At 55.8% G+C, this 14,670-nt stretch carries 14 protein-coding genes; 4 read left to right on the plus strand and 10 right to left on the minus strand.

From position 1 onward, the window contains the following. Positions 1-50: 50 nt before the first annotated feature. On the minus strand, positions 51-944 hold the full coding sequence (locus tag ACXAF0_RS01020; protein ID WP_475342922.1) for a cupin domain-containing protein: 894 nt from the start codon (positions 942-944) through the stop codon (positions 51-53). A gap of 118 nt (positions 945-1,062) precedes the next feature. On the opposite strand from ACXAF0_RS01020, the gene ACXAF0_RS01025 reads away from it, so the two are divergent. After that, positions 1,063-1,602 (plus strand): YHS domain-containing (seleno)protein, encoded by a 540-nt coding sequence (locus ACXAF0_RS01025; RefSeq protein ID WP_475342923.1) that lies wholly within the window; start codon positions 1,063-1,065, stop codon positions 1,600-1,602. Positions 1,603-1,737: 135 nt separating this feature from the next. Here ACXAF0_RS01025 and ACXAF0_RS01030 read toward each other — a convergent pair whose 3' ends face one another. From ACXAF0_RS01030 to ACXAF0_RS01045, 4 genes are read right to left on the minus strand one after another with little or no spacing between them, the layout of a single operon-like run. Further along, positions 1,738-3,336 carry a gamma-glutamyltransferase family protein gene (locus tag ACXAF0_RS01030; protein WP_475342924.1) on the minus strand — a complete coding sequence of 533 codons (1,599 nt, stop codon included), beginning with the start codon at positions 3,334-3,336 and terminating at the stop codon, positions 1,738-1,740. 15 nt (positions 3,337-3,351) lie between these two features. Then, the gene (locus tag ACXAF0_RS01035; RefSeq protein WP_475342925.1) at positions 3,352-4,875 is read right to left on the minus strand and encodes a tripartite tricarboxylate transporter permease; all 1,524 of its coding nucleotides are present in this window, start codon (positions 4,873-4,875) and stop codon (positions 3,352-3,354) included. A gap of 15 nt (positions 4,876-4,890) precedes the next feature. After that, positions 4,891-5,442 carry a tripartite tricarboxylate transporter TctB family protein gene (locus ACXAF0_RS01040; protein ID WP_475342926.1) on the minus strand — a complete coding sequence of 184 codons (552 nt, stop codon included), beginning with the start codon at positions 5,440-5,442 and terminating at the stop codon, positions 4,891-4,893. Further along, positions 5,439-6,383 (minus strand): tripartite tricarboxylate transporter substrate binding protein, encoded by a 945-nt coding sequence (locus ACXAF0_RS01045; RefSeq protein ID WP_475342927.1) that lies wholly within the window; start codon positions 6,381-6,383, stop codon positions 5,439-5,441. The genes ACXAF0_RS01040 and ACXAF0_RS01045 overlap by 4 nt, the downstream gene beginning before the upstream one ends. A gap of 231 nt (positions 6,384-6,614) precedes the next feature. On the opposite strand from ACXAF0_RS01045, the gene ACXAF0_RS01050 reads away from it, so the two are divergent. Both ACXAF0_RS01050 and ACXAF0_RS01055 read left to right on the plus strand, forming a co-directional pair. Continuing rightward, on the plus strand, positions 6,615-7,427 hold the full coding sequence (locus ACXAF0_RS01050; protein ID WP_475342928.1) for a sulfite exporter TauE/SafE family protein: 813 nt from the start codon (positions 6,615-6,617) through the stop codon (positions 7,425-7,427). A 147-nt stretch (positions 7,428-7,574) separates the two neighbouring features. After that, on the plus strand, positions 7,575-8,246 hold the full coding sequence (locus tag ACXAF0_RS01055) for a FadR/GntR family transcriptional regulator (protein WP_475342929.1): 672 nt from the start codon (positions 7,575-7,577) through the stop codon (positions 8,244-8,246). A 43-nt stretch (positions 8,247-8,289) separates the two neighbouring features. On the opposite strand, the gene ACXAF0_RS01060 is transcribed toward ACXAF0_RS01055, so the two are convergent. The 5 genes from ACXAF0_RS01060 to ACXAF0_RS01080 form a co-directional block, all read right to left on the minus strand. Then, positions 8,290-9,048: an aspartate/glutamate racemase family protein gene (locus tag ACXAF0_RS01060; RefSeq protein WP_475342930.1), complete on the minus strand. Its 759-nt coding sequence runs from the start codon at positions 9,046-9,048 to the stop codon at positions 8,290-8,292. Further along, positions 9,045-9,881 (minus strand): ABC transporter permease, encoded by an 837-nt coding sequence (locus ACXAF0_RS01065; protein WP_475342931.1) that lies wholly within the window; start codon positions 9,879-9,881, stop codon positions 9,045-9,047. The genes ACXAF0_RS01060 and ACXAF0_RS01065 overlap by 4 nt, the downstream gene beginning before the upstream one ends. A gap of 2 nt (positions 9,882-9,883) precedes the next feature. Continuing rightward, a complete protein-coding gene (locus ACXAF0_RS01070; RefSeq protein WP_475342932.1) occupies positions 9,884-10,741 on the minus strand; it encodes an ABC transporter permease in 858 nt (285 codons plus the stop codon). Between the two features lie 164 nt (positions 10,742-10,905). Then, positions 10,906-12,222 (minus strand): ABC transporter substrate-binding protein, encoded by a 1,317-nt coding sequence (locus ACXAF0_RS01075; protein WP_475342933.1) that lies wholly within the window; start codon positions 12,220-12,222, stop codon positions 10,906-10,908. 36 nt (positions 12,223-12,258) lie between these two features. Then, positions 12,259-13,344 (minus strand): ABC transporter ATP-binding protein, encoded by a 1,086-nt coding sequence (locus ACXAF0_RS01080; protein ID WP_475342934.1) that lies wholly within the window; start codon positions 13,342-13,344, stop codon positions 12,259-12,261. 308 nt (positions 13,345-13,652) lie between these two features. Between ACXAF0_RS01080 and ACXAF0_RS01085 the strand changes: the two genes are divergently transcribed. Next, entirely contained in the window at positions 13,653-14,402 is a 750-nt protein-coding gene (locus ACXAF0_RS01085) for a GntR family transcriptional regulator (protein WP_475342935.1), read from the plus strand. Positions 14,403-14,670 lie beyond the last annotated feature (268 nt).

The following is a 14,670-nucleotide window of genomic DNA, read 5'->3' on the forward strand; positions in this document are numbered from 1 at the left end:
AGCCCAAAAACGCCGCAAGGAACCGCTTGACGGAAACGCCAAACCGGTTGTCAAACTGCTGATTGAAACGCGCCGCTTTCCGCGCTGGAATCGGCATGCAGTTCACGCGGGGTCATATTGTGGCGCTGCTGAATGGCGCGCGCCAGTGCGGTTGTGCTGCGATAACCGACCTGACTTGCCACCGCCTGCAATCTCTTGCCATCGCGCAGCAACCCAAACGCCAGATCAAGTCGAATGGTTTGCAGGAAATCACCAGGGGATGTGCCCAGCAAATCACGAAACCGGGCGGCAAAGCTCGCCCGTGACATGCCTGCAGTTTCGGCCTGTCGTTCGACAGACCAGTTTTCGCCGGGCTTCTGATGAAGCTCACCCACCACACGCGCAATTCGCGGATCACGCAGCGCGGCAAGAATACCCGGCCGCACAAGGTTCTTGGCCTGACAATGGCGCAACACCATCAGCAACATCAGATCGACCAGAAGATTGATCGCGGTACGTTGTCCGGGCTGGGCGCCTTGTGATTCGGAAAAGAGCTGACCAGTGATGGCTTCAAGGCCCGGGATCTCGTCAAACGGCAAAACCAGATATTCCGGCAGGCCAAGCTTTGCCGGGCTCAACCCCGTATCGGGGAAATCGAGATTGGCACAGACAACCTCCGAACCACGTTCTGGTGTGTCGATGTCGTGCGGTACAGGACTGCCGAACAAAACAACACCGGGTCGATCCAGAAGAACCTGTTCACGCCCGTCAAACAGAACGCGCATACTGCCGTGCTGCAAGACATGCAGCATGCCCTGCTGTTGCGATGGCAGATCAGATCGCGCCTGATGATGGCTGCTGCCGCAATGGGTTCCGGCAAAGATCACATCGCCGCGCGGGTGGTTTCCGGCGAACAGATCAGACAGAACATCCTTCTCAGACGAATTGCGTGCTTCCTCAGACAACAAGTCACTTCTCCGACGATAGGCTGTTTTCAGATTTCAAGACGCCCTCTTGATGAACCAGTTCCGTGATCGCCTGCCAGTAAACACCAAGTGATCACCCCGTGAAGGAGATGAAAAGATGACCAAACGTTCTAGCTTCTTGCGTTCCGCTGCCCTGGCTGCTGTGCTGGGTATTTCCGCAGTCGGCAGCATTGTCGCCACCACCGCACCGGCAAATGCCGCACAGGAAGTCAACATTGTCGATGGCTACGCCCTGCAGGGTTTTGACCCGGTTGCCTACTTCACCGTTGGTGCCCCGACCCCGGGCAACTCCGAATTCAAGGCCGAACATGGTGGCGCGACCTATCGCTTTGCCAGCGCTGAAAACCGCGACCTGTTTAACGCCAACCCGGAAAAATATGCGCCGCAATATGGCGGATTCTGTGCCTTTGGTGCGGCCATGGGTCGTAAATTCGGTGCCGATCCGCAGGCATGGCGCATCGTTGACGACAAGCTTTATCTGAACCTGAACAAGGAAATCCAGAAACGCTGGGTTGCTGATATCCCGGGCTTCATCCGCGGTGCGGACCACAACTGGGACATCATCGAGACGATCGAAGACGCCAAACTGGCCGACGAAAAAATGGCGCCCGAAGGCCTCACCATCGGCGCACAATAACCTGGCTCCAAGGTTGTTCTATCCGGGTTCCTCTCTGGCTCCCTGTTACCCGGTAAGAAAATGGCCGGTCCACAAAAGTGGACCGGCCATATTTTGTTTCAGATGACTGCGAATGCCGATCTGAAAGCAAACCCATCAATATCCGACCGCACAGCCATCCTTGCGTGGGTCCGAACCGGCAACATAGCCGGCATTGGTCTTGGCAATCAGCTGCGCGCCGCCAAATCCGAAATTGGTGCTGTCAGGCGTTTCAACCTTGATGACATGGCCCTTGGCCTTGAGCGCCTCAATCACATCCGCCCCGACCGAGGTTTCCACCGCAACATTCAGCCCCGAAAGCGCCTGCCAGCGCGGTGCATCGGCCGCAGTTTGCGGATCCTGCCACCAAAGCTGGGTGCGCAGTGTCATTTGCAAATGGCCCTGCGCCTGCATCGGCCCGCCCATGACGCCAAAGCTCATGACCGGATTGCCATCAAGGCCCATCAGGAAAGCCGGAATGATCGTCTGGAACGGACGTTTGCCGCCCTTGACCAGGTTGGGATGTCCGTCTTTCAGGCTAAAGCCGTGACCCCGGTTCTGCAGGCTGATCGAGGTGCCCGGCACCACAACGCCGGAGCCAAAGCCCATATAATTCGACTGAATGAACGACACCATCATGCCGTTTTCATCAGCCGCACTGACATAGACAGTGCCACCATGTTTGGGGGCACCGGCCTTGAAATCCTGTGCCTTGTTGGCATCAATCAGGGCCGCACGTGATTTCAGATAATCATCGGACAGCAGGTGCTCGACCGTGACGTCGGTCATGTAATCCAGATCGGCGACATATTCGCGCATATCGGCAAAGGCCAGTTTCATCGCTTCAATCTCAAGATGAAGTGCCTCGACCGAATCCGGCTCATAATCGGTAATGTTGGTATGACGCAGAATCCCAAGTGCGATCAGGGCGGAAATACCCTGCCCGTTTGGCGGAATTTCATGCAGTTTTACATCACCAAAGCTTTGCGAAATCGTACCCACCCAATCGGCCTTGTGATTGCCAAGATCCTCTTCGGAAAGTGCTGCACCATGTTCCTTGGCAAAGGCGGCAATCTTGCTGGCCAGTTTGCCGCGATAAAAACTCTCGCCCTTGGTTTCGGCAATGTCGATCAGGCTTTCGGCTGCGGCCTTGTTGATAAACAACTCGCCCGCCTTCGGGGCCTTGCCACCGGGCAGGAACGCCTCGGCAAAGCCCGGCTGTTTGCCCAGCAAATCACCGCCCTTTTCCCAAAGGGTGGCAATGATCGGCGATACCGCGAAGCCACGGGTGGCATATTCAATCGCCGGCTCGAACAGTTTTTCAAACGGCAATTTGCCAAATTTGTCGGAAATTTCACGCCATGCGGAAACTGCACCCGGTGTGGTAACGGCTTCCCAGCCACGCTGTGGCATGGTGTCCGCCCCGGCAAAGCGTTCCGGGGTCCAGTCGGCCGGCGCACGGCCAGATGCATTCAGACCATGCAGTTCCTTGCCATCCCAGATGATGGCATAGGCGTCTGAGCCAAGCCCATTACCGGTCGGCTCAACCACGGTCAGCGCAATGGCAGATGCAAGCGCCGCATCGGCGGCATTACCACCCGCCAGCAACATGCGCAAACCGACCTGGGCGGCAAGCGGCTGGGATGTTGAAACCATATTGCGCGCCAGAACCGGCGACCGGCGTGAGGCATAAAGCGCGTCGTGACGAAGTTTCATGGAAGTCTCCTAATCCTAATCGCCGTCTTGTTCATCGGTGGCAGGACGGTCTTTTTTGCGCATCTTCAGGACCGAGCGGACGCTGAAGACGACCGAAAGAAGGGCAGCCGCCAGCAGAACGGCGGAAATCGGCCGGGTAAAGAAGACCGTCCAGTCGCCATCACTCATCAGCGCGCGGCGCAGGTTGGTCTCGGCAATCGGGCCCAGAATGACACCCAGCACCAACGGCGCCAGCGGATAATCAAGCGACTTCAATCCATACCCGACAAGGCCAATCGCGCCGAGCAGATAAAGATCGGTTACCCGGTTATTGAGCGCAAACGCCCCGATCACGCAACAGATCATCACGGTCGGCACAATGAACTGTTTGGGAATGTCGGTCACGCGCAGGAACAGGCGCATCGACAATACACAAACGACCAGCATCATGAGCGACGCGACAACCATCGCGACAAACATGCCATAAGCCAGATCGGCATTGTCCATGATCAGGCGCGGACCCACCGAAATGCCATGCACCATCAGGGCCGCCATCAGGATGGCATCGACCGCCGATCCCGGAATACCCAGTGCAATCATCGGAATAAGACCGCCCCCCGCCGTGGCAGAGTTCCCGGCCTCCGACGCGATCACGCCATCCGGGTTGCCTTTCCCGAATTCCTCGGGCTTTTTGGAGCTGCGCTTGGCTTGATCATACGCCAGAAGGTTGGCGATTGATCCCCCCGCACCCGGAAGGGCACCGATAAACACACCAATCAGCGAAGAACGCACAAGATTGACCGGACGCATCAGGACTTCGCGCATGACAGCCCATGTCTTGAATTCGATGACATCGGGAATAAGCGCATCACTGCCCTTGCCTTTGCCGTGGTCCTCAACCTCGCTCATCAACTGGCTAATGGCAAAAATACCGATCAGGACAACAAGAAACGGCAAACCCGGCATCAAAAGATCACTGTCAAAGGTCAGACGCGGGCGTCCCATCATCGGATCCGGGCCGATGGTAGCAAGGCCCAAACCAATCACCCCGGCAATCAAACCGCGCATCAGCGAATTGCCCACAAGGCTTGCGACAATGGTCAGCGCAAACACGATCAAAGAGAAATATTCCCAGGGCCCCAGTTTAACCGCCAAAAGCGCCAGCGGTGGAGCAGCGACAATCAGAACAATGGTGGAAATGACCGTCCCGAAGAACGATGACCACACACCAAGCGAAAGCGCACGTCCTGGTTCTCCACCGCGCGCCATCGGATAGGCATCAAACGTGGTTGCGACTGAACTTGGTGTACCGGGAATCCCCAGAAGGGCTGCACTGATCAGCCCGCCGGTATAACCGCCGACATAAACCGACAACATCACCGAAACACCTTGCAATGGATCCATCGCAAAGGTCAGCGGCAATGTCAGGATAATCGCCATTGTTACGGTAAAGCCCGGAATGGCAGCTGCCACGATCCCGGCAATTGAACCGATCAGCATGTAGATCAAGGTGTCAAAGACGAACACCTGATGGGCACCGGAAATAAATGCGTCCAACATGATCGTAAACTTTACTTAAGCCGCGAACAGTACACCGCGCGGAAGAAACACGTTAAAGACCTCGGCAAACAGGATGTTCAAACCAACCGAGAAAATCAGGGCGGCGATGATCGACTGTACGAGGGTCTTTTTCGAAATACCGGCAATCAGAAGCTGGGTAACCAACAGGAAGACAAAAGTTGCCAACGAGAACCCGGCAACCGGCAGCACAAGCAGATAGACAACCAGCAAGCCAAACATCGCAAATGAAATGCGTCGTGCTTTGACCCACTGACCGAATGCATTTGGAAGGCCATCAAGATGACCAGCCTTCCGGATATCAAGAACCGCACGCACAGATGCAATCAGGCACAAGACAGCCAGAACCGCAAACACCAGCTTCGGGAACGATCCTGCGCCCAGCGGCTCCCACCGTGACGTCGGCAATTCACCCGCCCGGATCGACAGATAAACTGATCCAAGTCCGAAAACGATATATGAAATCAGCCGCGCGACTTCGGTTTTTGCACGCAAAGCAGCGGATGCCAATGCATCCGCTGCTGCTGATTTCCCGTTCGGGGCCGTCATCCTTCGAGCTTACCAACCAGACGGTTGACCGTGTCGGACAACTTGCCGAGATAGGTCTTGTATTCTTCCTGGCCAAGGAACATCGGCGCAGAACCGACATTGGTGACCTTGCTACGTACGTCTTCTCGCTGCATGACCTTTTCGAGATGCGCTTCAAGGACATCTGCAATTTTCTGCGGCGTTCCCTTCGGCAGAACAACACCACGGGTTACCGCCAGATCAAGATCGTGACCCAGCTCGCCAAAGGTCGGAACGTCCGGGGCTTCGTCGGTGCGCTCGGGCATACCAACCGCGGCAAAGACCAAATCACCATTCTCAACAAACTGACCAGCCGAGGAAACGTCACCGATGGCAACGTCGATATTGCCGCCAACCAGCGCACGGATACGCTGACCGGTACCTTCATACCCAACATAGGAGAACTCAATATCAAAGGCGTCTTCAATCATCGCCATATGAAGATGCGGCACGCCTGCAAGGGTCACACCGGCACGCACGGCACCCGGGTTCTCCTTGGCATAGGCAACCATTTCCTCAAAGTTCGAGAAATTATCGTTTTTCGAAAGCGTAAGATACTGAGGTGACGAGGTCACCAGCGCGATCGGCATGAAGCTGTCCCAGTTCAGGTCGGTAATACCCGTCCCGTTGGAAATCAGAAGACCTTCGTGAATCTGCGAAACGGTATAGCCATCGGCCGAACGCTTGGCGAATTCAGCCAGACCCAAATTACCACCAACGCCGGGCATGTTGATGACCGGGACGGCTTTGCCGGTTTCATCAGCCAACCCCTGGGCAACGATACGCATCAGCGTGTCACTGCCACCACCCGGGCCCCATGGCACGATGAATTCGATCGGTTTTTCTGGATAGTCCTGCGCCTGTGCCGGACCTGCGATGGCCGCGGCCAGCAAACCGGCAGCAACTGCAATCTTGCGGAACATGTGTCTTGCCTCCTGATATGTCGCCTGCAATAAATGAACCATTAATACTTTGGTTCAATCTCTTTGTCGACGCATTGTTGGCAGCAACAAACCAATTTCGCAAGCGCAAAATAATATATGCCTATAAATAAGGATTATGTTGCACATTTCCGCTAAAGATGGATAGTACCACTTATAAATTGATATCATAATTGGTACGGATTGGTTCGAATGTTTGAAATGGATAGCGCCATGAGCCTCTATCTCGTGTGGGGTGCCGCCATGCTGTTTGCGGGCGTCCTTGGCGGGATCATGGCCGGGCTTCTTGGTGTTGGCGGCGGGATTGTGATTGTCCCGGTGCTGTATCATTTTCTGACCACCATGGGCGTGGATGAAAGCTTGCGCATGCAGGTCGCTGTTGCCACCTCGCTGACCACAATCATTGCCACGGCGATTTCATCGACCCGCAGCCATTATAAAAAGGGATCGGTTGACACCTCCCTTCTCAAACATTGGGGTCCGGCCATCATTGTTGGCGTGATCCTTGGCACCACCATTGGCGGCCTGGCCGATGGTCGGGTTCTGACCATTGTCTTTGCGGTTGTCGCCCTTCTTGTTGCCGGCAACATGATCCTGGTGAAAGACCGCGAAACCGACGCGACCAAGAACCCGCCAAAATCCATTTGGGCGTTGCTTGGCGTGATTGCCGGCAGCCTGTCGGCGATGATGGGGATTGGCGGCGGCACGATCTGTGTGCCGGTTTTGAGTTTCCTCGGTTACGACATCCGTCGTGCGGTGGGCACCTCGGCGGCAATCGGCTTGATCATCGCCCTTCCCGGCACCATCGGCTATGGCCTGTCCGGTGTCGGCGTAGATGGCCGTCCGCCCTTTTCGCTGGGATATGTAAACGTTTTGGCCGCGGCCCTTCTGATCCCGATGACCGTGCTCTGCGCCCCGATCGGCGCACGGATTGCGCACACCATTCCGCGCCGTGCACTGCGCATGTGCTTTGGCCTGTTTCTGGCAATCACGTCAGCGCGCATGTTCTATAACCTGCTAAGCTGAACACCGCCCACGCACCTGATTGCAAACAGAAATAGTGCGGGCTTGTTCTTTGATAAACCAATGGCTTACAATAATAGGTGCGCATTGGTTCGCGCGAGGGAACGTCGGAAACGTCAACAGAAACGTCATTAAAAATGAACAACAACCATGACTGAATTTGCCACTCAGACGCTGGCGGAAAAGCTCAAGATCGGTTTCGCACAAGGGGACTTTGTCAAGGACGGGCGGGTCATTGCCGAACGCACCCTTGCCGAGCAGCTTGATGTCGGCCGCCGCGCGCTCCGCAAGGCCCTTGATCAGCTTGAATCCGAAGGTCTGATCTGGCGCCGTCAGGGTCAAGGCACCTTTGTTGGCACCCCGCCAACCCCGCGTCTGCGCAAGCTCGAAGGGTTGGCCACCAAAACCAGCCCGTTTGAAATCATGGAAGTCCGTCAGGAAATCGAACCGTCCATGGCCCGGTTCGCAGCCCTTCGCGCCTCACAGGGCGATATCGATGCCATGCGCGGCATGATCGAAAAGGCCGCCAGCGCGACCACGCAGGCCGAGTACGAAAAATGGGATGCGGCCTTTCATCAACGCTTGGCCGAATCCGTTAAAAACACACTGTTTCTGGCGGTGTTCGAGGCCGTCAATGCCGTTCGCCGCGAGGCCGCCTGGGCCCGCCTGCGCGAAAGCAGCCATTCAGATACCTTGATCGAAGAATTAAGCAATCAGCATCGCGATATCATCAACGCGATAGAGCAGCGCGATCCCAAACGCGCCGAAAATGCCATGCGCCGCCACCTGTCCGAGGTGGAACACGCGCTAAAACAAACCTGATCTGGAAAAGCTCACCTGTGCGGGTAGACAGCAACAGCCCCGATCACCCTTGCGGTGCAAATTCCGCAAACATCCCGTGATAGGCCTTAAGCGGCGGATTGGCATAAGCCCCGGCCTTGCTGGTGCGAAGCCCGAGAAACGCCATCGCCTCGATCATCTTGACTGCCGCACTGACCCCGTCAATCACCGGCACGCACAGTTCTTCCTGCAAGCGATCGGCAATATCAGTCATGCCGGCACAGCCCAGCACAATCGCCTCGGCATAATCATCAGCAAGGCAAATCTCGGCCTGCTTTTTAAGCGCTGCATAGGCCGCCTTGGCGTTACTGCCTTCGAAGTCCAGTGTCCTTACACCAGCCGCCCGGACAACACATTGCGAAGACGCGCCGTATTTCGACACCAGATGTTCAAGTGGGCGGACCGACACCGGCATCGGGGTGACAATCGCGAAGCGCGATGACACGGCAGCCGCCATTCGCATCGCGGCCTCGCAAAGCCCGAGAACCGGCGCACCGGTCAGACAGCGCGCGGCATCGACCCCGGTGTCATCAAAGCACGCCACCACATAACCACCGATGGGATCGGCTTCCTGTTCCGGGGCGGCTTCAAGTTTGCGAATGACCGACAGCAATCCCACACTGGCAAAGGCCTCGTCGTAATACCCCTCGATGCTATCGGGACCAAAACTCGGGTTAAGCGCCAGAACCTTGGTTGTCGGCGCCACGATCTTTTGCGCCTGTGCACCGACCTTTTTGGTAAAGCCGCTAGACAGGTTGGGATTTATAACGGCGATGCGGCTCATGCTTTTTGCCCCTTGCGGCGGCGCATGATCGCAACCATACCCAATGCCAGGGCAATCACCAAAAAGGAGAACCCGGTGGTCACTGTACCCAGCGCATACAGCACCGGTGTGGTGACATTGGTCGTCATGCCATAGATCTCAAGCGGCAGGGTGTTAAGCGCGCCGGCCGTCATCAGGGTGCGGGCAAATTCATCGTAAGACAGGGTGAACGAGAACATCGCAACCCCGATCAGGCTTGGGCCGACCATTGGCAAAACGACATATTGAATGGTCTGCCAGTTGCTGGCGCCCAAATCACGCGCGGCTTCCTCGTAGGACGGATCAAACCGGTTAAACACCGCAAACATGATCAGAAGCCCGAACGGGAAGGTCCATGTCAAATGCGCACCAAGGGCGGAGGTAAACCATTGCGGCTGCCATTCGACGATATTGAACAGCAATCCAATGCCCAGCGAAATGAGGATCGACGGCACGATCAAGCTGGCAATCGCCAGATAGAAAATCACACTGTCGCCGCGAAACCGTTTGCGGAAAGCCAGACCGGCCATGAAGGACACAACAACTGTGACCACCATGACAATCAGGCCGAGCTTAAGGGATCGGCTAAACGATCCGCCAAAGTCACCCACCGCCTGCTGTTCAAACAGATTGCCAAACCAGTGGAACGAAAAACCGTTCATCGGGAAGGTCAGACCGCCATTCACCCCCTGGAAAGACAGAATGAAAATCGTCAGCATCGGGCCGTACAGAAACAGCACGAACAACGCAAAGAAGGCCGCAAGGAAATAGAAGCTGGTCGGGCGGCGTTCACGGGTTTTGGTCAGCAATGCCATGATCACAGCTCCTTGCGGATATCAACAAGACGAAGAAGTGCGGTCACGATCAGCAACACCGTGATCAACAGCACCACCGCACTGGCCGCCGCAGCCGGATATTGCAAAAGGCCGATTTCGTTGGAAATCTGCAACCCGACCGAGGCACTCTGCCCGCCACTCATCAAACGCACCGTGATGAAATCACCCATCACCACCGTGATGACAAAGATCGATCCGATGGCAATGCCCGGCTTGGACAACGGCACGATGACGGATTTAAGAGTTTCAAACCCGCTGGCCCCGGCATCGCGCGCGGCCTCCACCAGGGAACGGTCGATGCGCATCATGGAATTGAAGATCGGCACCACCATGAACAACGCATAAAGATGCACATCTGCCAGAACGACTGCGAAATCGGAAAACAGCAAGAATTCAAGCGGCTGATCGACAATCCCCAGATTGATCAGGGCAGAGTTCAAAAGCCCGTTGCGCCCAAGGAACGGGATCCACGAAATCATGCGAATGATGTTCGAGGTCCAGAACGGAATGGTGCACAGCATAAAGAACACGATCTGCCAGGTCAGACTGCGCACATGGAACGCCAGGAAATAGGCCACCGTAAAGCCGATGATCAAGGTAAAGAACCAGGTCAGGGCGGCGTATTTCAAGGTGTTGAGATAAATGCTCCAGGTGACCGAGGAGCCCAGCAGATAATTGTAATTCTCGAAAATGAAGTCCGGCAGGATGCGGTATTCGTCATAGTCCCAGAAACTGACCACAACAATGGTCAGAAGCGGGATGACAAGAAACACCGCAAAGATCAGCGCCATCGGCGTGATCAGGAAATAGGACGATCTTTTTGACGTATCAGAAGCCATGCTCTGTCCTTGAAACCCTGCCAGAAAACCAAGAAGTAAAACCGAAAAACAAAAGGCAAAAACAAATAAACAAACCCGGCTCGGCACCGGAAAATTAAAAACATAAAATCAAGCCGGGGTGACGGGCGCGACCAAAACCGCGCCCATCCAAAATCTGTCGCAGATTATGCTGCGATGAATTCGTTCCACTTGCGGACCATGTGCTTGTTCTCGTCCATGACGGAGTTCCAGCACGCGACCGAGCCCATACGCTCTTCGTAGGAACCGCCATCGCGAACAGCGCCAGCTTTTTCCATGACCTTGCCTTCCGGGGAAAGGATGTCGCCTTCGGCGGCTTTGCCTTCCATCCAGAAGCCCCATTCGTCTTCGGACATGAACTTCTTCGCGGTTGCCGGTGCTGCGCTGTAGTAACCCTGACGGTTAAGATACGCACCAACCCAGCCCGACAGGTACCAGTCGATATATTCGTAAGCTGCTTCAAGTTCGAGACCCGACAGGTGCTTGGCAAGACCAATGCCGCCACCCCATGCACGATAGCCTTCCTTAAGCGGCTGGTACTTGCATGCGATGCCTTTGGAGCGAACCGCTGCAACGGCCGGCGACCACATGGACTGAATGACAACTTCGCCAGATGCCATCAGGTTGACCGACTCATCGAAGCTCTTCCAGAAGGCACGGAACTGACCGGCTTTCTTGGCATCGATCATGACCGCGATGGTCTTGTCGATTTCTTCCTGGGTCATGTTGCCTTTGTCACCATAGGTAACTTCGCCCATGGCTTCGCAGACCATCGCCGCATCCATGATGCCGATCGACGGAATGTTGAGGATCGATGCCTTGCCCTTGAATGCCGGGTCAAGCAGATCGGCCCAGCTGGTGATTTCACGATCAATCAGGTCCGGGCGAATGCCAAGGGTATCGGCATTATAGATGGTCGGGATCAGGGTCATCCACTGGGTCGGCGCGGATGCGAATTCGACGCTGTCGGCACCTTCAACGAAGCCAACGGTATGCGGCGCGGTACCCTGGGCAATCTCGGAATCCGGGGTCAGCTTGCCATCAATGAACAGCTTGGAGATGTACTCATAGTTTTTGAGCTTGGTGGTATCCATCGGCTGCATGGTGCCGGCCGGGAAGACCTTCTTACAGATCCAGTATTCGATATCGGCAATATCAAACGAGTTCGGCTGGGTGACGGCGCGCTGGGCGACCGCATCAGAATCAAGGGCGGTCATCTGCAGCGTAAAGCCAAGATCTTCTTTGACCTTGTCCGCAACGGCGTTGATGTTGGAAACACCGGTACCGAACTGGCGCAGGGTGACGTTTTTGATGTTCTGGGCCCAGATGGTCGGGAAACCGGTGATCGCGCCCGAACCGATAGCAGCACCGGTAACAGCAGCGGCACCCTTGACGAAGCCACGGCGCGAAACGCCGCTTTCCGTCTCGATAGATGTCTTTGAAATTTTCTTTTCGATCGTCATGTGAAGCACTCCTGATAGCTTGTTGGTTTATTTCATTCAGGCCAGAACATGTGCATGTTCCGGCTTCCAATAGGCGATGAATTTGTCCAGTCGCCTGACCGGTGCCTGCCGAAATTCGCTTTCGGTCTTCATTAGGGTTAATTCCTTGCCATCAGCCGTGGTGGCGACAATGCGCACCCACAGGCCGAGATATTCGACCGTTGTGATCTCGACAGGGATTTGCCCGTTCTTGCAGTCTTCGGGTGGCGTTTCGTCCAGACCGATCAGGTCGGTACGAATGGTGAATTCAAGTTCTTCGCCCGCCTTGCCATCGGCAAAATCGGGCAGAAGGAAGCTGTCCGGACCGCGTGCGAGCAACGTGCCCGCAGGACCCGATTCCGAAACCGTGCCCTTGAAAATGTTCTGACCGCCCATGAAATTGGCGATGAAGCGCGATTTGGGTTGGTTAAAGATTTCGTGCGGGGTGCCTTTCTGGCGAATGATCCCGTCTTCCATCACGACAACCATGTCCGAAAGCGCCAATGCCTCGTCCTGGGCGTGGGTGACATGGACAAACGTGATGCCCAGTTCCTGCTGCAGGCGACGCAATTCATCGCGCATCCGTGCGCGCAGGAACGGATCAAGGGCCGAAAGCGGCTCATCAAGCAACAGAACAGACGGCTCGGTAATCAGGGAACGCGCAAGCGCGATACGTTGCTGCTGCCCGCCAGAGAGCTGGTCGGGCTTGCGATCCGCAAATTGCTCCATATGGACCCGGGCCAGCATCTCTTTGGCCCGATCTTTACGATCCGATGGGGAGACACCTTGCATCTTGAGGCCAAAGGCGACGTTCTCCGCACAGGTCATGTGCGGGAAAAGCGCGTAATTCTGAAACATCATCGCCGTGCCGCGCTTGACCGGCGGCAGTTCGGTCACATTACGATCCCCGATCAAAAGATCGCCTTCGCTGATCACTTCGTGACCGGCGATCATGCGCAGCGTGGTTGACTTGCCGCACCCGGACGGGCCGATCAAGCAGCAATACGCCCCTGCCGGAATTTGCAGATCAATCGATTTCACTGCCTGTGTGCTGCCATAGAATTTACTGACAGCAATCAATTCAATGGCCCCGTTACCCGTCATCCGCTCACCCGTCGCTGCATGCAAAATTGTTAACAATCATGTCAGCGATCCAAGGCAAGATGCGTGCCACTTGTTTTTATTGGCAGTTTTTCAGCGAGTCTCACCAAATCGCCAAAACCAGAGCGTTTGTGCAGAGCACCCTTCTGCCCGTTTTATGCTCACTTTATGCCCTTTTATTAGTCAAAATTATTCATGTGCGAAAATTATAATCATCTTCGCGTGACTCGGGATAATGCAGGGCCAGTTTTCTGTTGTGCAAATCGTCAACAATTATGTAGAAATGTATGACGACCCAATAACCATGAACGATGGAAAGTATCGTCACGATGGCCAAGGCCGAGCCAACCGGCAGCTATAAAGGCAGCGAAAAGCTGCGCCCGGAGGAAATGATCTATCACGAAATGCTCGACGCGATCCTTGATCGCCGTCTGGAGCCGGGCATGAAGCTCGTCGAGGAAGATCTTGCCAAGACCTTTGGTGTCAGCCGGGCGCGCATTCGCGCCACTTTCCTTCAGCTCGCCCATGACAAACTGATCAATCTGGTGCCCAACCGCGGCGCCTTTGTCTCTGAGCCGACCATCGACGAAGCCATCGAAGTCTTTTCCGCGCGCCGCATGATCGAAGATGGCGTGGCCCGCAAGGTCGCCACCAGCATGACCGACGAACGCGCCGCCCAGATCAAGGCACATCTGGATCGCGAACATGACGCCCATCATCGCGGCGACCATCGTGCGGCCATCATCCTGTCCGGCGAATTCCATCTGTTGTTGGCCCGCCTGAGCGGCAATCTCGTGATCGAGGAATTCCTCGAACGCCTGATCCTGCGCACCTCCCTGATCATTGCCATGTATGAAAGCCCCCAGCCGGTTGATTGCTCGCACAGTGAACATGACCAGCTGCTCAATGCCCTGCTCAGCGGCGATCCCGATGTCGCGGCCGCCGAAATGTCACGCCACCTCGATGCCATCCGCGACCGCCTGCAACTGCAGCGCCCCAAACCGGCCAAAACCGACTTCGCCAGCATCTTTGGCCGCGTCCCGACCTCCGAAGCCAGCTGAGCCCGCGACGAAGACAACCACCCCAAAGCAACCCAACCATCCTTTTGCAGGCTTTGTGAGTATTCCTCACATTTACGTACACCGGCCAGTAAAGGCGCTCTGCCTCGCGGGATCTGGCATGTCTGCACGCCGAAACGACACCAGAAGTGATGCCGCCTCAGGCCATTCCTTCCCGCGAACCAACAGATACCTTGTCGGTCTTCACCGCCACCAGCACCGACTTTTCCTCTCGAAAACCCGCCGATTTCAATCTGATCGACCGGTTTGT

This window comes from Thalassospira sp. ABD4_177 (assembly GCF_056160125.1).